The 18180-nt window shown below is 57.2% G+C and carries 18 protein-coding genes; 15 read left to right on the top strand and 3 right to left on the bottom strand.

Annotated elements, in window-relative coordinates:
* Positions 1-504, bottom strand: a 504-nt coding sequence (locus JWS10_RS09610) for a phytanoyl-CoA dioxygenase family protein (protein WP_299506752.1), incomplete at its 3' end; no start/stop codon positions are given.
* Positions 505-860: 356 nt separating this feature from the next.
* Here JWS10_RS09610 and JWS10_RS09615 point away from each other — a divergent pair.
* The 4 genes from JWS10_RS09615 (at position 861) to JWS10_RS09630 (ending at position 4780) form a co-directional block, all read left to right on the top strand.
* Positions 861-1532 carry a paraquat-inducible protein A gene (locus tag JWS10_RS09615; protein WP_299506754.1) on the top strand — a complete coding sequence of 224 codons (672 nt, stop codon included), beginning with the start codon at positions 861-863 and terminating at the stop codon, positions 1530-1532.
* Positions 1533-1645: 113 nt separating this feature from the next.
* Complete coding sequence (locus tag JWS10_RS09620) at positions 1646-2140, top strand: paraquat-inducible protein A (protein ID WP_366943527.1); 495 nt, start codon at positions 1646-1648, stop codon at positions 2138-2140.
* Positions 2137-4224: an MlaD family protein gene (locus JWS10_RS09625; RefSeq protein ID WP_299506760.1), complete on the top strand. Its 2088-nt coding sequence runs from the start codon at positions 2137-2139 to the stop codon at positions 4222-4224. Before JWS10_RS09620 ends, JWS10_RS09625 begins: the two co-directional genes overlap by 4 nt.
* 40 nt (positions 4225-4264) lie before the next feature.
* Positions 4265-4780 carry a membrane integrity-associated transporter subunit PqiC gene (locus JWS10_RS09630; protein ID WP_299506815.1) on the top strand — a complete coding sequence of 172 codons (516 nt, stop codon included), beginning with the start codon at positions 4265-4267 and terminating at the stop codon, positions 4778-4780.
* A 16-nt stretch (positions 4781-4796) separates the two neighbouring features.
* Here JWS10_RS09630 and JWS10_RS09635 read toward each other — a convergent pair whose 3' ends face one another.
* Both JWS10_RS09635 and bktB read right to left on the bottom strand, forming a co-directional pair.
* A complete protein-coding gene (locus JWS10_RS09635) occupies positions 4797-5672 on the bottom strand; it encodes a DMT family transporter (protein WP_299506764.1) in 876 nt (291 codons plus the stop codon).
* A gap of 204 nt (positions 5673-5876) precedes the next feature.
* Positions 5877-7055, bottom strand: coding sequence for a beta-ketothiolase BktB (gene bktB / locus JWS10_RS09640; RefSeq protein WP_299506767.1), 1179 nt, complete (start codon positions 7053-7055; stop codon positions 5877-5879).
* Between the two features lie 191 nt (positions 7056-7246).
* Here bktB and JWS10_RS09645 point away from each other — a divergent pair, with 191 nt between their 5' ends.
* From JWS10_RS09645 to JWS10_RS09690, 11 genes are all read left to right on the top strand, one after another.
* Positions 7247-8221: a nitronate monooxygenase family protein gene (locus JWS10_RS09645; RefSeq protein WP_299506770.1), complete on the top strand. Its 975-nt coding sequence runs from the start codon at positions 7247-7249 to the stop codon at positions 8219-8221.
* A 162-nt stretch (positions 8222-8383) separates the two neighbouring features.
* Positions 8384-9415: an ABC transporter substrate-binding protein gene (locus JWS10_RS09650; protein WP_299506773.1), complete on the top strand. Its 1032-nt coding sequence runs from the start codon at positions 8384-8386 to the stop codon at positions 9413-9415.
* Between the two features lie 132 nt (positions 9416-9547).
* Positions 9548-10120, top strand: coding sequence for an ABC transporter ATP-binding protein (locus JWS10_RS21240; RefSeq protein ID WP_366943528.1), 573 nt, complete (start codon positions 9548-9550; stop codon positions 10118-10120).
* Entirely contained in the window at positions 10117-10641 is a 525-nt protein-coding gene (locus tag JWS10_RS21245) for a TOBE domain-containing protein (RefSeq protein ID WP_366943529.1), read from the top strand. Before JWS10_RS21240 ends, JWS10_RS21245 begins: the two co-directional genes overlap by 4 nt.
* Before the next feature lie 3 nt (positions 10642-10644).
* On the top strand, positions 10645-11538 hold the full coding sequence (locus tag JWS10_RS09660) for an ABC transporter permease (protein ID WP_299506776.1): 894 nt from the start codon (positions 10645-10647) through the stop codon (positions 11536-11538).
* Positions 11539-11546: 8 nt separating this feature from the next.
* Positions 11547-12353 carry an ABC transporter permease gene (locus JWS10_RS09665; RefSeq protein ID WP_299475261.1) on the top strand — a complete coding sequence of 269 codons (807 nt, stop codon included), beginning with the start codon at positions 11547-11549 and terminating at the stop codon, positions 12351-12353.
* Positions 12353-13171 carry an enoyl-CoA hydratase-related protein gene (locus tag JWS10_RS09670; RefSeq protein ID WP_299506779.1) on the top strand — a complete coding sequence of 273 codons (819 nt, stop codon included), beginning with the start codon at positions 12353-12355 and terminating at the stop codon, positions 13169-13171. The genes JWS10_RS09665 and JWS10_RS09670 overlap by 1 nt, the downstream gene beginning before the upstream one ends.
* Before the next feature lie 67 nt (positions 13172-13238).
* The gene (locus JWS10_RS09675) at positions 13239-14027 is read left to right on the top strand and encodes an enoyl-CoA hydratase-related protein (RefSeq protein WP_299475267.1); all 789 of its coding nucleotides are present in this window, start codon (positions 13239-13241) and stop codon (positions 14025-14027) included.
* Between the two features lie 10 nt (positions 14028-14037).
* The gene (locus JWS10_RS09680; RefSeq protein ID WP_299475270.1) at positions 14038-15198 is read left to right on the top strand and encodes an acyl-CoA dehydrogenase family protein; all 1161 of its coding nucleotides are present in this window, start codon (positions 14038-14040) and stop codon (positions 15196-15198) included.
* Positions 15199-15234: 36 nt separating this feature from the next.
* The gene (locus JWS10_RS09685) at positions 15235-15906 is read left to right on the top strand and encodes a TetR/AcrR family transcriptional regulator (protein ID WP_299475273.1); all 672 of its coding nucleotides are present in this window, start codon (positions 15235-15237) and stop codon (positions 15904-15906) included.
* 99 nt (positions 15907-16005) lie between these two features.
* The gene (locus JWS10_RS09690; protein WP_299506782.1) at positions 16006-18153 is read left to right on the top strand and encodes an acetate--CoA ligase family protein; all 2148 of its coding nucleotides are present in this window, start codon (positions 16006-16008) and stop codon (positions 18151-18153) included.
* Positions 18154-18180 lie beyond the last annotated feature (27 nt).

An 18180-nucleotide genomic window follows, 5' to 3' on the forward strand; every position in this document is an offset into this window, starting at 1 on the left:
ATGGTAGTCGCGGTGCGGAGCCTGCGCTTTGCCGCCGGGACGGACTTGGTTGACTTGGGTGGCGAGCTGATAGCCGGGGCCAAGCCACGCGCGGCAAGCCAAGTCGATCACCGGGTTCGCCATGTAGCGCGCGTAGACATCAGGCGCGCGCAGGCACAGCTTTTGCAGGCTGTTCCAGATGCGGTCATTCGCGCCAGCCTTGGCGAAGTGATCGCCTGCCGCTGTGCCCGCCGCACGTTCATCGGCGATGATAGCGCGGAAGACATCTGAGGCCGCATCAATGGCGCTGGTGTCGGTGAAAGCGTTCTTCACCACAAACACACCCGGCCCGTCGCCAATGATGCGCGCCCATTCCGGGGCGATGGCGGGCGTGACGGTGCGGGCATCGTAGATCGGGATGTTCTTCTCAACCTTCATCGCACCGGGATAATCGGCGCGCAGGGTTTCTCGTTCCACGTCGGCGCGGAAATCGGCGAGGCTTATGGTGTCAGCGAGGCGGGTCATGTGGATTTCTCCTAGGCGGGGCAAGTGGACGATGCGGCGTTAAGTTGGGCTGTACGGCGGCTGCGATGGGCCGATATGTGGTCGCCGGGGGGTTACATCGCCAGACAGAGCCAAGGCGGGGTGGCCGGAATTGCTCGGCAGACCTAATGCGGCAGGCGGGGGCAGAAGTGACAGATGTGGATTCATATTGCGGCGCTTTGATTCATGCAATGTTTGTTGCAGGATGCCGCGGCCTTGTCCATTTTTTTTCTGCCTGACCGTCAAACTGGAGGCCGTGACGGCGATTGCCCCTTGAGTAAAAGCGGAAGACGAACAGTTGATTGGAACTTCGCAGCGTCGCAGGATAGAGTGCAGGAATGAATGCTAAAGCTCAGACTGTTGACCAAAATCGAACCGATTTCGATGATAAGGCGCTGGCCGACATGGTTGCGTGCCCGAAATGCGATACGTTGCATCGGTTGGTTGCGGTGGCACCGGGGCAGAAGGCGCGGTGTTTGCGGTGTCACACGGTATTGTTAGCGCCACGTGATAGCGCCATGACCAAGATCGTGATGCTGGCATTAACCGCAACCGTGCTGATGGTGGCGGCGATCTCATTTCCGTTCCTTACGCTGGAAGCACGCGGGTTGACGCAGAAGAACTCGGTGATCGACGCCATATTGGCGTTCTCGTCGGGGCTGATGCTGCCGCTGTCGCTGGTTATTGCTGGGCTGATCGTGGTGTTGCCGCTGATGCGACTGGCGGCGATCCTGTATGCGTTGGCCCCAATGGCGATTGGCTGGGCGCCAGCGGCGGGTGCGTTGCAGGCGTTTCGCTTGGCCGAGGCACTTAAGCCTTGGGCGATGGCCGAAATTTTTATCGTTGGGGTGGCGGTTGCTCTGGTCAAAGTGGCAGGGCTGGCTATCTTAACGATTGGTCCAGCATTTTGGGCGTTTAGCGCCCTAGTGTTGATTACTGTGCTGAACGATAATTTCATGTGTAGGTTGACGATATGGCGCACGCTGGAGTCTCGCAGACCCCACCTTTGACGGCACGCGCTGCGGGTCTCGTGGCCTGCCGCACCTGCGGACGGGTACACGGTGCGCAGACAGTGTGGTGTGTACGGTGCGGTCAAACCCTTGCCAGCCGCGATGCAACCAGCATGCAGCGGGTATGGGCTTGGCTGGCAGGTGGCTTCATGGCCTACATCCCTGCCAATGTTTATCCGATGCTTGAGACGACAACTTTAGGTAAAACCCAATCCAACACGCTGTTGGGCGGGGTGATTGAATTGGTGCTGCACCATTCTTACGGCGTCGCGGCGATCGTGTTTTTTGCCAGCATCGTTATTCCGATTGGCAAGTTTGTTGCGATTTCATACCTCGCAGTGCAGGTGCAGCGGCATGACCGCCATGCCATTCATTTGAAACATCGGATGCTTGAGGTGGTCGAGTTTATCGGCCGCTGGTCAATGATCGACGTGTTCGTGGTTGCGCTGTTGTCTTCGCTCGTTCAACTGGGCAGTGTGGTCAGCGTAAAGCCCGGTATAGCGGCGATCAGCTTTGCGTTGTCGGTGGTTTTTACCATGCTGTCGGCGATGAGCTTTGATAGCCGATTGATCTGGGACACCGACACGAAGGATACCAAGACAGCGTGACTGACTTAAACTTGCCCGAGCTTGAAATTGACCCGCCGCGCCGTGCTATTTGGCGCAACCTGTCGCTGGTCTGGCTGGTGCCAGTGCTGGCGCTTGTGGTGTCTTTGGGCATCGCATGGAAAAATTACAGCGATCGCGGTGCGCTGGTTACGATCAGCTTTTCTACGGCTGCGGGTGTGATACCCGGCGAAACCACGATTAAATACCGTGAAGTCGTTATTGGCACGGTCGAGAATGTTAGATTCACCAGCGATCTGCAAAAGGTCATTGTGTCAGCCCGTATTCAGCAGGATGTTGCGGCAACCCTGCCATCGGATGGCCAGTTCTGGGTGGTGCGCCCCAACGTCAGCGCCAACGGCATCACCGGGCTTTCAACCGTATTGTCGGGCGTTTACATCGAGGGCGCGTGGTTGCCGGTAAAGAATTCCACCGTGCGCGGCTTTACCGGGCTCGAGGCCGAGCCGATTGTGCGGCCCGGTCGTCAAGGCACCCGCATTACCTTGCGCAGCCAGAACGGCTCTTTGCTGCCTGCTGGCGGGCCGATCTTATTTCATGGCGTCGAAGTCGGCAAACTGGACGTGCCGAAGATTACCGAAACCGGTGACAGCGTGATGGTAGAGGCATTTATCAACGCACCAAACGACAAGTACATCACGACGGCGACCCGGTTCTGGGACACCTCGGGGTTTTCGGTAAAGCTGGGCCCGAGCGGGGTTGCGTTGGATGTGTCGAGCCTTGGGTCACTGTTGCGCGGTGGCCTCGCCTTTGACACCACCTTTACCGGCGGCGAGCCGATCAATGACAGCACAGTGTTCAATTTGTTTGACGACGAGGAATCTGCGCGGCAAAGCATTTTCACCCAGATTGGCGATGATGCGGTGCCGTTGGCGGTGATTTTTACCGGCTCTGTCAATGGGTTGGCTGCAGGTGCTGCTGTGGAATATCACGGTTTTCGCATCGGGCAGGTCACCGGGATCAACGCGTTTATTGAACGCACCTCAGGTGGCGGGCGCGTGGTCAAGTTGCGCACCGAGCTTGAACTTGACCCGCAAGCGCTGGGCCTGGACCCGAGCACCGGCAAAGAGGAAGTTTTATCATTCTTGCGCGATGCGGTGAACAACGGCCTGCGGGCGCGTTTGGTGACGACCAGCATTTTCAGTCCGGCTTTGAAGATTGAGCTGGCAGAGCTGCCCGATAGCAATGACGCCGAAATGGTCATAGGTTCAGACAAAGTACCGGTATTGCCGAGCGTGGCCTCGAACTTGCCCGATCTCAATGCAACCGCCGATGGGATGTTGAAGCGCATCAACGGCCTGCCTATTGAGGAACTGATGCAGCAGGCGATTTCGCTGATGGCGTCGGTAGAGGCCGTGGCCGGGTCTGATGATACGCGCGCCGCGCCGGGCGCGCTGGTGAAACTGATGGATGACGCGCGCGGGCTGATCAACAAGGACGACACGCAAGCCATACCGACGGAACTGCGCGGCGCTATTGTTGACTTGCGCAAGGTGATTGATGATCTGCAAAAGCGCGGTGCAAGTGAGAAGCTGGCGTCGTTGCTGGAAAACGCCAACAAGGTTGCCGCCAATCTGGATGAAGCGTCGAAAGATTTCCCGCAACTGGTGAAAGACCTGCAAGAACTGGCGGCCAAAGCGAAGGCGCTGAACGCTGAGGAGTTGATCGACAGCACCACCAAGCTGATCAAGACCGCCGATGGCGTGATCAGCACCGATCAGATGAAGGCGCTTCCTGCCGATCTGTCCGCAGCTTTGGTGCAAATACAAGCTGCGCTGAAAGAGCTGCGCGAGGGCGGTGCGGTCGAAAACGTCAATGCGGCTTTGGCTTCGGCCAAGACTGCGGCGGAGTCGGTTGCATCGGCCGCGGATGATCTGCCAAAACTCACCGATGAGCTGGACGCACTTGTCAGCAAGGCCAACGCGCTGATCGCGTCCTACGGAGCGAAGTCAGATTTCAATGGCCAAACCCTACAGCTTTTGCGCGATCTACAGACCGCTGCCAAAGCGGCTACTCAGCTTGCACGCACTATTGAGCGCAATCCCAACTCTTTGCTGATCGGACGTTAAGATGCACAAGCCCTTGATACTCTTGTTAGCTTTGACGCTGATGGCGTGCGGCGACAAAAAGGCTCGCTTTGAAATCCCATCGCCCGGAGCCATTACACAGGCGCGTCTTCGGGTGAGTAGCATTGAGGTGCGCGACGTCTCATTGCCTGCCTATGCCTCGGCCTCTGAAATTGTGGTCGAGGATGGCGCAGGTGCGTTACGCCCGGTGTCGAAAGCAATTTGGGCCGATGATCCGGCGCGTGCCGTCACCGGAGCCTTGGCGCGCAGTCTGGAGGCTGGTTCGACCGCGAAAGCTGCTGCTGAACCTTGGCCGTTGACCAGCGAGCCGCAAGCGCGTGTGCAAGTGCGCATTGATCAGATGGCCGCGCGGGCCAGTGGTTTTTATCTGGAAGGCCAGTTTGCGATATCCTCTGACAGCGGGGCTGTGTCTGACAGCCTGAACCGCTTTGCGATTTCGATCCCAATGGCCGATCTTGCCCCGGCATCCGTCGCTACAGCGACTGGGCAAGCGGTGGATCAGTTGGCGGCGAAGATTATTGCGCGGCTGAGGGGGTAGGGCAGCCGTCCCTGGGTCACTCAGACGCAACGGCAGTTTGGCGTCGCGCCATGAAGTGAAACGCGCTGCTTGCCGCGATGATGAGCGCACCCAGCAGGGTTGCTAGGCCGGGTGCTGCGCTCCATACGATCCAAGTGACGATGATTGACCAGATCAATCCTGAATAGCTGAACGGGGCGAGGTCGGCGGCAGGTGCCGAGCGATAGGCCAATGTGCCCAGCCCAATGCCGAGGCTGGAGCAAAGCGCCGCCCCGGCGAACCAGGTTATGTCTAATGGGTCTACATGGCTCCAATGCCCTATGGTGAATGGGGCTATGAACAGGGCCGAAGCGGCGGCACCAAGGAAGCTGACAGTCCAAAGCGAATCCTGCTCTGGTATCCAACGTGAGGTCAGCGAATTGATTGCATACAAAAACGCCGCCCCCAGAATAAACAACGACGCCGGCTGAAACGTGCCCGCTCCGGGTTGGATTGCGATAATCACTCCGACGAAACTGACGAGCACGGCGGCCCATTTCTGCCAGATCACTGCTTCCTTGAAGAACAGAACCGATCCGGCGGTAACCATGCAAGGCGACGCGAAGACAATCACGCTCGCCTCTGCCACCGTAAGATAAGTCAGACCTTTGATGTAAAGGTAGGCGCCGAGCAGGTTGATCGCGCCGCGCAACGCGTGAAACCAAACCCGCCGTGACCATCGCACCGGTCCGCCACCTAACATTAGGCCCAACACCATCAGCAACGGCATCGCCATCAGGCTGCGCAAAAGGATGATAACGGTCACATGGTAGTCTACGAGCAGGAATTTCGTCATCGTGTCGTTGAGCGTGAAGCAAAGTGCTGCGAGGCACATCATCATAATCGCGCGAAGGATCGGTGGACGTGCGAGCATCAGCTATCCCTTTCAATTCGACAGCCGCTGGGTCTGGCGGGACATCTGCGCAACGCCTGATTTTGGCTGGTCACAAAGGGCGTCGCCGCACCTTGCCCGGGTCAAACGTGACCTATGGTCTTACCGGCCTGCGGGTTTTCCCGGATAACCGCACAGTTGGCGGCTGATGCGCTTTTGCCTCACAGCCCTGACGGGGTAGCTGCATCACAGCGCCTCAATGATCACGGCGATGCCCTGACCGCCGCCGATACACATGGTTGCAAGGCCATATCTGCCGTTGACACGGCGGAGTTCGTGCACAAGTTTGGTCAAGATAATCGCACCAGAAGCGCCTAGAGGGTGGCCAAACGCGATGGCACCGCCGTTTGGATTGACCTTCGCCGGGTCCAATCCCAACGCGGCGTTAACAGCGCAGGCTTGTGCCGCAAATGCTTCGTTTGATTCGATAACATCGAGATCAGCCGTCTCTAAACCAGCTTTGCGCAGTGCTTGTTGTGTGGCGGGGATTGGGCCGAGGCCCATCACTTCGGGATCGACGCCGCCCAAGCCATACGAAACGATGCGGGCAAGCGGGGTGAGCCCTTGCTTTTGCGCCGCTGCGGCCTCCATGAGGATAAGCGCCGCAGCACCGTCATTGATGCCGCTGGAATTGCCCGCCGTGACGGTGCCATCTTTGCGAAACGCAGGGCGCAACATTGCAAGCGACTCTGGCGTCACATCGGTGCGCACGTGTTCATCGGTATCAAAGATTATTTCGCTGCGGCTTTTGCGCAATGTAACCGCGACGATCTGATCTTTCATCCGGCCCTCGGCGATGGCATAGGCGGCGCGGCGATGACTTTCGGCGGCAAAGGCGTCTTGGGTTATACGTTCAATCCCATTCAGCGCCGCGATGTTTTCGGCTGTGACGCCCATATGACCGTTGCCAAACGGATCGGTCAGAACGCCCACCATCATATCTGTTGCCGAAACATCGCCCATCTTTGTACCACGGCGCGACTGAGTTAGCAGATGGCCTGCGCGGCTCATAGATTCGGTGCCGCCTGCGAGCACGGTTTCGGCATTGCCCAGCATGATCTGCTCAGCCCCGGTGACGACCGCCTGCAAGCCGGAACCACATAGCCTGTTCAATGTGAGGGCAGGCGAGGACGCTGGCACCCCGGCGCGGATGGCGACGACGCGGCTGACATACATATCTTCGGGTGCTGTGGCGATGACGTTGCCAAACACTGTTTGCCCGACTGCGCTGGGCTCGATACCGGCCCTCGCAATCGCCTCGGCGGCAACGATAGCGCCAAGCTCGCAAGGCGCCATATCTGCGAGCGCCCCGCCGAATGTGCCGATTGCTGTGCGGACGGCTGACAGAATGACAACATTTGTCATGCGAAGTTCTCCTCCCCTTACGGCGGAAACTGCGCCGACAAAACCTGGATAATTACAAAAAGATTGAACGTCCAGCCAAATATGTTCTGATGGCGCTAACATTGGCCAGACGTCCAACTTTGTTATTTACAGGTCGAAACTCCGCCGCTACGTTAACTCTCAACCGAACGACCAAGGGCGATGTGGCTGGAATGAAGACGCGTATCACGGAGCTTTTGGGTATTCGCTACCCGATCATTCAGGGCGGCATGCAGTGGGTTGGCCGGGCCGAACTTTCGTCGGCGGTATCAAATGCCGGCGGGCTTGGCGTGCTCACGGCGCTGACCCAGCCCAATCCAGAAGCGCTGCGGGCCGAGATTTTGCGCTGCCGTGAGATGACCGACAAACCGTTTGGGGTGAACCTGACCATTCTGCCAACCAGCAGCCCGCCACCCTACGAGGAATACCTCGATGCCGCGCTGGGATCGGGAGTTCGGATCATCGAAACTGCGGGACGGTCTCCGAAAGAATTCATCGCAAAGGCCAAGGGGGCCGGCGCTGTGATCGTGCACAAATGCACCGCCGTGCGACATGCGCTTTCGGCAGAGCGGGCAGGGGTGGATGCGATCTCGATTGACGGCTTTGAAGCTGCGGGCCATCCGGGTGAGGATGATATCGGCGGTTTGGTGCTGTTTGCGGCGGCGGCGCGGGCGGTGAAAATTCCGCTGGTTGCATCAGGTGGCATCGGGTCGGGGCGCGGCATGGCAGCGGCGCTGATGCTTGGTGCTGAAGGCATAAACATGGGCACGAGGTTCTGTGCGACACAAGAGGCTCCGATTCACGACAACATCAAACGCGCCCTGATGAATGCCTCAGAGCGTGACACCAACCTGATTTTCCGCACGCTGCGCAATACCGGGCGTGTGTTGAAAAATCAGGTTTCGGACGCGGTCGTGGGGCTAGAGAACCGCCCGGGTGGTGTCGAATTCTCCGAAATTCAGCCGCTTGTCGCGGGAGCGCGCGGTCGGGCGGCGCTGAGTGGCGGTAATGTGGATGATGGGTTGGTCTGGGCAAGTCAGGTGATCGGTTTGATCGACGATATTCCGACTTGTGCAGAGCTGATCGAACGCATGGTGGCCGAGTGCCGTGAGGCGATGCTGGAGGGCATCAAGGCATTCGAAAGCTGACGGGCGGGGCAATCCCCGCAACCAAGAGAGCTTGACGGCGCACCGGAGGAGGGTGTGGCGGCAGGAGGTGAGGCGCACAAATCGGCCCGTGACGACGGTGCGGCCGGGTGGGTGCATAAGTGGCAAAAATGCGCACCAGATGCGCTATAAGGGGAGGAATACATGAAGATTTATGCGATTTGGACGGCATCTGTGTGTGCCGCGGCTCTGCCCGCTTTGGCGGATGAAACTGTTAGCTACGCCTCATACGGCGGCGCTTATCAAGAAGGCGTCCGCAAGGCGATCTTGGATCTGCTGCCCGCTGATCAAGGCATGACGGTGGTGGATTATGTTCTGTCGGACGGGGTTCGCGATATCCGCACCAAGGTTAAGGCGAACGCCAATGATCTTGATGTGGTGGAGCTTTACGGTGGCTATTGCGACAGCGCGGCGAAAGAGGGCCTGCTGGTGCCGCTGGATTACTCAAAGATTCCCAATGCGTCGGGCATCCCGGAAAATCTGCGCCATGAATACTGGATTGGTTTCACCGCTTATTCGACGGTTTTGGCTTATAATACCAATGTCTATGGGGACAACCCGCCGAAAAACTGGGCTGATTTCTTTGATGTAGAGAAGTTCCCCGGCACGCGCGGTGTCGGCGGCAATTATCCTTCCACCAATATGGAAATTGGGCTGCTGGCCGATGGCGTGCCGAAGGACCAGATTTATCCGATTGATATGGATCGCTCGCTGAAAAAATGGGCGGCGTTCAAACCGAATATCACTGTAAGTTGGGCGACGGGTGCGCAGGCAACGCAGCTTGCCACCGCTGAAGAAGTTGACATGTTGACGATCTGGGCCGCCCGGATCGAAGCAGCCATCAAGGAAGGCGCTCCTTACGCCTATACGCTGAATGACGCGGTTATGGATGTCGAATGTCTGGTTGTGCCAAAGGGCTCGCCCAATCCAGAAGGCGCGATGCGGTTGGTCAATCACTTGCTTGATCCAAAGTATCAGGCGCGGCTGCCTGACTACATCCCCTATGGCCCGATGAACCAAGATGCTTTCAAGCTTGGGCTGATTTCACCGGAAAAAGCGGCTTCGGTGGTGACCAGCACCGATAACCTCGCCAAACAGTTGATCACCGACATGGGATATTGGGCCGAGCATGTGACGGATGCGCAGACCAAATGGGATGCGGTGATGATGCAATAATCGCTGGTGCAGGGGCCGCTTTCAGCGCGGCCCCTCACTTTGGCGGAAATTGCGAGATCGCAGACTTAGACATACGGCTGCCAGCCAGCGTCGTATCTTCATGTGCAGCAAGCACAATTACGGGATGTGCAGATGCCACCTTCAAATAATGCCTTGCCAGTTCATATCCAGTCGTTGTCAAAACACTTCGGTGCGGTCCGGGCCGTCGAAGATGTCTCGTTTGATATCAAGGCAGGCGAGTTTCTAACGCTGCTGGGGCCATCTGGTTCGGGCAAGACCACACTGTTGATGATGATTGCGGGTTTCAGTCGGCCCACCGGCGGTTCCATCCGTATCGCCGAGCAAGAGATTGTGCATCTGCCGCCGCATAAGCGCAACATCGGTATGGTGTTTCAAAACTACGCGCTGTTTCCGCATATGACGGTGGGCGAGAATATTGCCTATCCGTTGAAGCTGCGCAAAGTCAGCCGTTCAGACGTGGAAGATCGCGTGCGCAAGGTGCTGGATACCGTGCAGCTGGGTGGTTATGCAGATCGCCGCATCAATGAATTGTCGGGCGGACAGCGGCAGCGCATTGCGCTTGCCCGCGCCATTGTATTCGAGCCGCGCGTGCTGCTGATGGACGAGCCGCTGTCGGCGCTGGACAAGCACTTGCGCGAAGCCATGCAGATGGAATCCGCCAGTTGCATGATCGTCTGGGCATGACGACGATTTCAGTCACCCATGATCAGCGCGAGGCGTTGACGATGTCGGATCGCGTTGCGGTTTTCTCTAACGGTAAGCTGGCGCAGATTGCCACACCTTCGGATCTATACGAACAACCGGAGAATCGCTTTATCGCCGAGTTTATTGGCGAGTCGAGCTTTTTGCCGTTGCAGCCGACGGCGGATGGATTTGCTTACGGCGCGCAGATCATCAAACTGGCAGATGGCACTCCAGCCCCTTCGACGGGCAAAATGCTGATGATGCGGCCGGAGCGATTGCGGTTGGTGACGGATGGTGCGCCGGCGCTTGCCAGTGATGCCAATGTTTTTGTGGGGCAAGTGCTTACCAGCATGTTCCAAGGCGAGAGCTTGCTTTTCGAGGTCAAGCTTGATGGCGGTCACAGCGTGTTCGTGCGGATGGCCAACCGGTCTGAAAACATGCGGCTGCTGCCTCAACCCGGGCAGCGTGTGACGCTGCGGCTTGAACGTTCGGACGCGCGCATCGTGCGGGCAGAGGATTAAAGCATGGCAAACTTTATCACCTCGACCCAGTTGGAAGCTAACCGACGCGCCTTGGAAAAGGATCGCCGGGGCGAAACCTGGATGCGGCTGAAGCTTGCTTCGCCTGCATTTCTGGTCGTCGCGGTATTGATGGTGCTGCCGTTGATGGTGCTTTTGTCGATGTCGCTGTTTGGGCTCGACGGTCAGTTCGGGTTTTCAAATTACGCGCTGTTTTTCTCGGAATCCGTATATGTCCAGATGTTCATAAACACCTTTTGGATCGCGTTCATCGTGACGGCAATCTGTCTGGTGCTGGGTTATCCCGTGGCATATCTGCTGGCAATCTTGCCGTCGCCTTGGTCGGGATTGCTTATGCTGGCGGTGCTTGTGCCGTTTTGGACGTCGGGATTGGTGCGGACATTTGCCTGGCTGATTATTTTGCAGCGTAATGGCGTGGTGAACAAGACGCTGATCTGGCTTGAGATTATCGAAAAGCCTCTGGCGCTGGTACATAACATGACCGGGACGATCATTGGCATGGTGCATATCATGGTGCCGTTCCTGATCCTGCCGCTTTATGCTTCAATGAAGGCGATTGACGGCAATCTGATGCGGGCAGGGGCGAACCTTGGATCGTCGCCGGTTCACGCGTTCTTCCGGATTTTTCTACCGCTTTCTCTGCCGGGGTTGGTTGCGGGCACCATCATGGTTTTTGTGATGTGCCTTGGTTTCTACATCACCCCGGCCATTCTTGGCGGCGGCAAGATCAAGATGATCGCCCAACGTATTCAGGAATCCATCGCGCTTTATCCCACGTGGGGCCCGGCTGCGGCGCTTGCGGTGCTGCTGTTGCTAATGACGGCGATCTGCCTGTTCGTCAGCCTGAAAATCGTACGCCGTCTGACTTTGGGAAGGTAGGAAAAATTATGGAGTCCTATGTTTCACACCGCGAAAGACTGTGGCTGTACATCTTTGTAGGGCTGGTGGTGTTCTACCTCGTCGCCCCCACGCTGATCGTCATTCCGGTGTCTTTCAGTTCGACAACGTCGTTGTCGTTTCCGCCGCCGGGGTGGTCAACGCGCTGGTATCATGAATTTTTCGGCCAGCCGAAATGGATCGGCTCGGTCTGGGTGTCGCTTAGGGTGGCAACATGCACAATGATCATCACCACGATTATCGGCACGGCTGCGTCTTACGCGTTGCACCAGTCAAGTTTCCGATTTGCCAACACGATCAAGGTCACCTTGGTGTCGCCGTTGGCTGTGCCGTCGATCCTGATCGCGGTCGGCATTTTCTTTGTCTACGCGGCCACTGGCGGGATGCTCAACACGCTGACCGGTGTCGTTTTGGGGCACACGGTTGTCGCCATGCCGTTTGTGATCTTGACCATGATGGCGGGATTCAGCTCGTACGATATGAGCCAAGAGATGGTTGCGCGCAGCCTTGGAGCCAGCCGCTTCAAAGCATTTACCAGCGTGACCTTGCCGCAGATCAAATTCTCGGTCGCCACCGCAATGCTGCTGTCGTTTCTGGTGTCTTTCGATGAGCTGATCATCTCAATGATGGTGGCGTCGGGGCCAGTCTCTACGCTGTCTCGGGTGACCTTTGCCACTTTGCGCGACGATGTGGACCCAACGCTGGCGGCGGTTTCCACGCTGATGCTGCTGATCACCTCGGTGCCGCCGTTGCTGTTGCACATTTACGTTGCCCGCACAAAACGAAAGGAGCGTTGATGCTGGACGATCTCAACCGCGATCTCGCTGGGTTCATTGAGCTTTACCGCGACGGTGAGGTTCTGGAAATCCGCATGGTGAAGCCAAAGGTCAACGCTATTTGCCGCAGATTAAGCCGCAGCATTGAGCGTGCCGCACTTTACCTTCAACAAGACGCGGAATTGCGGGTCGGCATATTGTCTAGCGGCAACAGCCGAGCCTTCTCGGCGGGTTTGGATTTTCAGGAATCCACCTCAGATCGCGCAGAGGCCGGGATGGGCGCCGAACACGGTGGCTTTGGTGGCATCACTACGCTTTGGTCGCTGAAAAAGCCGCTGATTGCGGCGATCAACGCGCCTGCGGTTGGTGGTGGTCTGGAAATTGCGCTGGCTTGTGACATTCTACTGATGGCCGACGAGGCTTTCTTGCAGCTTCCGGAGCTTCGTCGCGGGCTATTGCCGGACGGTGGCGGTCTGCAACGTCTGCCCAAACGTATTCCTTACCATGTTGCGACAGCGATGATCTGGACCGGCGATCCGATGTCGGCAGCCGAGGCGCATCGCTGGGGCTTGGTGTATAAAACCGTTCCCCGCGCTGAGTTGGTGCAACTCGCTTGGGATGTGGCGCGGCGTGTGGCTAAGGGCGCGCCGCTGGCGCAGCAAGCGTTGAAAGAGGCGTTGCGCGCAGTTGATGGCCAGTCTGATGCCGAGGCGATGGCTCTGCGTGCCGACAACGGCAAAGACCTGGTGAACTACGAGCGAATGCTCGCATCGCAAGATATGATCGAAGGCCAACGCGCCTTTTTGGAGAAACGTGAACCGCGCTGGACGGGCAGTTGATGCTGTTTGGCGCCAACAAATACCCCGCGCGCCAGGATGGGCTGCGGATGATAGTGAGAGGAAAACTATGTTTAAGTTTCTTGAGATAGAAAAGCACGGCGCGGTGGGTGTCATTGCAATGAACCGTCCCGAGGCGCGCAACGCACTGGCGATGGGCATGACGATTGAGCTGCGCCGCGCATTACGGGAGGCCGCGGCGGACACGTCGTTGCGCGCGCTGATCTTGACCGGACGCGGTGGTGCATTCTCGGCTGGGGCGGACGTCAAGGAATGGGCGCGCCACGCCGAAGGTGACAACCCTTGGCCGGACATGAATTGGGTCGAAGAGGCGCTGAAGCTGGTGCAGCAGATCCACGAGATGCCGAAACCGATGATCGCGATGATTGATGGGGCTGCGGTGGGCGGTGGGCTCGACATGGCTTTGGCTTGCGATTTCCGCTATGCTTCTGAAAAAGCTAAGTTTATTTGCTCGTACACCAATGTTGGATTTAACCCCGATTGTGGTGGCACTTGGTTGATGCCGCGTATCATGGGCTTGGAAGCGGCTAAACGGTTTGCTTACACGGGTGAGCTGTGGTCCGCCCAGGTCGCGTTGCAACACGGACTGGTTAGCCATGTCAGCGCGAACGACAAGCTTTGGGATGATACGCTGGCTTTCGCGCAACAGCTTGCGGCTGGCCCCACTGTGGCCATCGCCCAGACGAAGAAGTTGCTGAACGCATCGCATAGCCGCAGCCTTTCTGACCAGCAGCTTGAAGAAGTCGCGGCGGGCAAAATTTGCGGACAAACCAAAGACCATGTCGAGGGGCTTGCTGCCGCGAACGAACGCCGCATGCCCAATTTCATCGGCGTTTGAGGAGCCAAAAATGGATTTTGCACTTAGCTTTGAACAGCAAGCCTTGGTCGACTCGATGGAAGAGTTCTGCAAGCGCGAGCTTTATCCGCACGAAAATCTGGTCGAGGAACTTCGCTACGTTCCCACTGAAATCAGGGATGAGATCCGCCGCAAATCCAAGGCTGCGGGTTTCGAGGGGATGAGTCTGCCCGAGGAATGGGGCGGACCGGGCCTTGATAAACAGACGAAAATGCAGGCTGAGCGGGTGATGGGCAAGCCGTCGTCGCCTCTGGGGCAATGTATGAACCGAGGCGTCACGGGGATTTTGTTCAAATGCAAAGATGAGCAGATTGAGGACTATCTGAAACCCTCGATACGCGGAGAGTTAAAGGATGCCTTCGCGCTGACCGAGCCGGGTGCAGGCTCTGATGCGCGCGCCATAACCACCAAAGCGGTGCGCGATGGTAAGGATTGGGTGATCAACGGGGTGAAGCAGTTCATCTCGGCAGCGGATATTGCCGATTTCATTATCCTAATCGCAGTGACGGGGACCGATGAGACGCCAAAGGGCCCGCGCAAGCGCTTCACCACCTTCTTGCTCGACAAAGGTTTGCCGGGTCTGCGGGTTGAACCGATGAAGTCTATCGTCACCCGCGGCTATAACCCGACGATGGTTTATCTGGACAATGTTCGGGTGCCAGACAGCAAAATCCTTGGCGAAGAGGGCAAAGGTTTCGAGACCGCGAACGAGTGGCTTTACGACGGCCGCGTCTCACTTTCCGCGCATTGCGTCGGGCGGGCTGAGCGTATTTTCGATATGGCCAAAGAATGGGCAGGCACGCGCAAGGCTTTTGGCAAGACTATTGGCGAGTTTCAGGGCGTTGGTTTCAAGATTGCTAATATGGCGGTCGATATTAAACTTGGCGATCTGATGGTGAAGGAGGCCGCGTGGAAAATCGAAAATGGCCAGATGAACCGCACGGAAGCCTCAATGGCAAACTACTACTGCTCGGAGATGGTGTTCCGCGTCGCCGATCATGCGTTGCAGATTTTCGGCGGTATGGGACTGATGGAAGATTTTCCGATCCAGCGTTTCTGGCGCGATGCCCGGATCGAGCGGATTTGGGAAGGTACTTCGGAAATCCATCAAGATGTTATCGCAAAAGATCTTCTGCGAGCTTATCGGCAGTAACGCAGCACAGGGTATGTGTTGGCAAGGAATGGTGAAATGAAACGCGTTTCAAAACAGCGGCAATCTGGCGAAGCCCGGAAAATGCAGCTGATGGTTGCGACTTTGAATTCGATCAGCAAACACGGCTATTTGAATTCAACGATCAATACCATCAGCGCAGAGTCCGGACTTTCACGCGGATTGATCAGCCACTATTTTGAAAACAAGGATGATTTGCTGACTTACGCGCACAAATACTATTTGCAAAACATCGACGACTTTCATCGCCATGTCATTGTGTCGATTAAAACCGGGCATTTCACCAAGTTGTTCTACTCAGCCTGCGTCCCGTTTCTGCGCGATATGGGCTACCAGCGCATTGTTATTCACTACATGAGCGCGGCATGGATTATGCCCGATGTGCTGAAAATGCACCGCGACCTATGGCAGCGCTATCGGGCCAACGTAGAGCGGCGGGTGGCTTCGATCGCGCGTGATCGTCAAATGGAAATCGACGTCAAGATGACGGCTACGACGTTGATTCAGTTGGTTGATGGGCTGTGGCTGGGGCTGACCATGGAAGAAGTTTATACCCGCGAGGACTGTTGCAAGATCATCCGGAAATGGATGTGCGATCAGTTCGGTGAAAATCCGGACGACTATCCGCTGGTTCCGACCTTCGATATCGAAAACTTCGAAACCTCGGCACCGCTGCCGCCCTCTGGATGAACTTGATCACCTTGTCGGATCATTGATCTCGCAACGCCTTCACTTGCCCGCTCATTGGCCGGGCAATGCCGCAACTTGAACGAACAAGAAAGATATCAGATGCAATCAGGTGCAATGGACTCTCGCATCAGCCCAGCCTTACGGCGCAACTTCCAACGGTTGCTGGCTCCGGCGCATATGGCATTCATTGGGGGCACTCAGGTTGAATACACACTCAACACCTTGCGGCTGCAAAACTATGCCGGGGTTGTTGAGGTGGTTCATCCCAAACGCGACAGCATTGCAGGCTATAAATGCGTGCCGTCAATCGAAGATCTTTCGGCTTCGCCTGATGCGGTTTTTCTGGCGGTCAATGCAGATGCCACCATTGTCGCGCTGAACAAACTGCGAGCGCGCGATGCGGGTGGCGTCGTCTGTTATGCCTCTGGTTTTTCTGAGATAGGTGAAGCGGGGGCGCAGCGGAGCCTCGATTTTGTCAAAGCGTCGGGTGACATGGCCGTGGTTGGGCCAAATTGGTATGGATTGGTGAATTACGTCAACCACGGCAGCATTTGGCCCGCGCTATATCCACCGCTGAGTGGGACGCGCGGTGCGGCTGTAATCTCGCAAAGCGGCAACGTGACGGGGCATATTGTTTCAAATGGCCGCTCGGTGCCGTTTTCCTATCTGATCAGCGCGGGCAACCAAGGTGTGCTCGGGTTTGAAGATTATATTGATTACCTCGTGGACGATCCCAACGTCACATGTCTGGGACTGTTCATGGAGGGTATTCGCGACGTTGCCGCTTTTGCGCAAGCTTGCTTACGCGCGCGTGCCAAGGCAATTCCGGTGATCGTCTGCCGCTCTGGCCGATCTGACCTTGGGGCAACAATGGCAGCGAGCCACACCAGTTCGCTTGCCGGACGCAATGAGTATTATGAGGCGCTGTTCAATCGTCTGGGGGTTATTCAAACCGATACGGTGCCCGAGTTTCTGGAAATGCTGAAGATTGCATCGCTTGCAGATCGAATTGGTGGCTCACGGTTGACGGTGTTTTCCAGTTCTGGCGGCGACAATGGATTGGCGGCGGACTACTGTTCCTTTGCAGGGCTGGACTTGCCGCAGCCGTCTGCGCAGCAAGTCGGTGCAATCAAGCCGCTTTTGCCGGATTTCGGCCATGTCTCTAATCCCTTGGATTTTACTGCAGGCTATTGGGGCAGCGAAAAGCTGTTGACGCCGATGTTTACCACGATGCTGTCCGGCGACTATGACGCAGGCTTGCTGGTCATCGACTATCCACCCGCTGGTTCGGCGCGCACCGATACCTCGGCGCATGAAGCGATGGATCGGGCATTGGCGGCAGCGGGTAAAGCGGCTGGAAAGCCGGTGTTCCATGCGTCGGTGAACACCGGCGGGATTACCGCAGAGGCGAGTGCGCAGATGATCGCGCAAGGGATCGTGCCGCTGCAAGGCTTGCACGATGCGGCTTCGGTGATTGCGAAATGGGCGCAGTATTGCGGGCTTATGCGCGCGGATGCAAAGGTCGGGCAGGCTTCGTTTGCGGGACGGGTACCTTACGCGTTGGGCGAAGTGGGCGACACACGTCGCACCGTAAATGAGGCCGAAGCGAAGGCCCGCCTTGAAGCTTACGGTCTGCCGGTGCCCGTCGGCCAAGCGCTTACCCTTGCGCAGATTTCCGAACTGCCCGAGACGTTTGAGGGCCGCATGGTGTTGAAGGTTCTGCACGATGACTTGCCGCACAAGACCGAAGTGGGTGGCGTCGCGTTGCACTTGCTTGGGCGTGAAGCTGCAGTGACGGCGGCCAACCAAATGTTGCAGAACGTCGCAAAACAAGCGCCATCGGTGAGACTTGAAAATTTCCTGCTGGAACCGATGCAGCCGCAGCCCGTTGCCGAATTGATTGTCGGGATCAAACGCGATCCGCTGTTTGGCATGGTTTTGGTTGTGGGGGGTGGGGGTATCTTCGTAGAATTGCTGAAAGACGCAGCGTCCCTGCTGTTGCCCGCCAGCCGCAACGACATCGAGGCCGCTTTGCGCAGTCTGAAGAGTTTCGCGTTGCTGGATGGGTTCCGAGGTCGCCCGCAGGTTAACCTTACACCGGTGATTGATGCGATTGAGGCGATCACTGCCTATGCTGGGGATCATCTGGATACGCTGATGGAGCTGGATGTGAATCCGCTGATGGTGTTCGAAAACGGCGTCGTCGCGGTTGACGCGCTGATCATCGAAGCGACGGCGGGCAGTTAAACTATTGCGGAGTGGCGGCGTTGCATG

Origin of the sequence: Cypionkella sp. (genome assembly GCF_028290025.1) — a bacterium.
In the GTDB taxonomy this organism is placed as follows: domain Bacteria; phylum Pseudomonadota; class Alphaproteobacteria; order Rhodobacterales; family Rhodobacteraceae; genus Cypionkella.

What these genes read in the sequence shown, in the direction of transcription:
- JWS10_RS09615 (WP_299506754.1), top strand. Translation starts at nt 861, where the DNA reads ATGAATGCTAAAGCTCAGACTGTTGACCAAAATCGAACCGATTTCGAT.
- JWS10_RS09620 (WP_366943527.1), top strand. Translation starts at nt 1,646, where the DNA reads ATGCAGCGGGTATGGGCTTGGCTGGCAGGTGGCTTCATGGCCTACATC.
- JWS10_RS09630 (WP_299506815.1), top strand. Translation starts at nt 4,265, where the DNA reads ATGGCGTGCGGCGACAAAAAGGCTCGCTTTGAAATCCCATCGCCCGGA.
- JWS10_RS09635 (WP_299506764.1), bottom strand. Translation starts at nt 5,672, where the DNA reads ATGCTCGCACGTCCACCGATCCTTCGCGCGATTATGATGATGTGCCTC.
- bktB (WP_299506767.1), bottom strand. Translation starts at nt 7,055, where the DNA reads ATGACAAATGTTGTCATTCTGTCAGCCGTCCGCACAGCAATCGGCACA.
- JWS10_RS09645 (WP_299506770.1), top strand. Translation starts at nt 7,247, where the DNA reads ATGAAGACGCGTATCACGGAGCTTTTGGGTATTCGCTACCCGATCATT.
- JWS10_RS09650 (WP_299506773.1), top strand. Translation starts at nt 8,384, where the DNA reads ATGAAGATTTATGCGATTTGGACGGCATCTGTGTGTGCCGCGGCTCTG.
- JWS10_RS21240 (WP_366943528.1), top strand. Translation starts at nt 9,548, where the DNA reads ATGCCACCTTCAAATAATGCCTTGCCAGTTCATATCCAGTCGTTGTCA.
- JWS10_RS21245 (WP_366943529.1), top strand. Translation starts at nt 10,117, where the DNA reads ATGACGACGATTTCAGTCACCCATGATCAGCGCGAGGCGTTGACGATG.
- JWS10_RS09660 (WP_299506776.1), top strand. Translation starts at nt 10,645, where the DNA reads ATGGCAAACTTTATCACCTCGACCCAGTTGGAAGCTAACCGACGCGCC.
- JWS10_RS09665 (WP_299475261.1), top strand. Translation starts at nt 11,547, where the DNA reads ATGGAGTCCTATGTTTCACACCGCGAAAGACTGTGGCTGTACATCTTT.
- JWS10_RS09670 (WP_299506779.1), top strand. Translation starts at nt 12,353, where the DNA reads ATGCTGGACGATCTCAACCGCGATCTCGCTGGGTTCATTGAGCTTTAC.
- JWS10_RS09675 (WP_299475267.1), top strand. Translation starts at nt 13,239, where the DNA reads ATGTTTAAGTTTCTTGAGATAGAAAAGCACGGCGCGGTGGGTGTCATT.
- JWS10_RS09680 (WP_299475270.1), top strand. Translation starts at nt 14,038, where the DNA reads ATGGATTTTGCACTTAGCTTTGAACAGCAAGCCTTGGTCGACTCGATG.
- JWS10_RS09685 (WP_299475273.1), top strand. Translation starts at nt 15,235, where the DNA reads ATGAAACGCGTTTCAAAACAGCGGCAATCTGGCGAAGCCCGGAAAATG.
- JWS10_RS09690 (WP_299506782.1), top strand. Translation starts at nt 16,006, where the DNA reads ATGCAATCAGGTGCAATGGACTCTCGCATCAGCCCAGCCTTACGGCGC.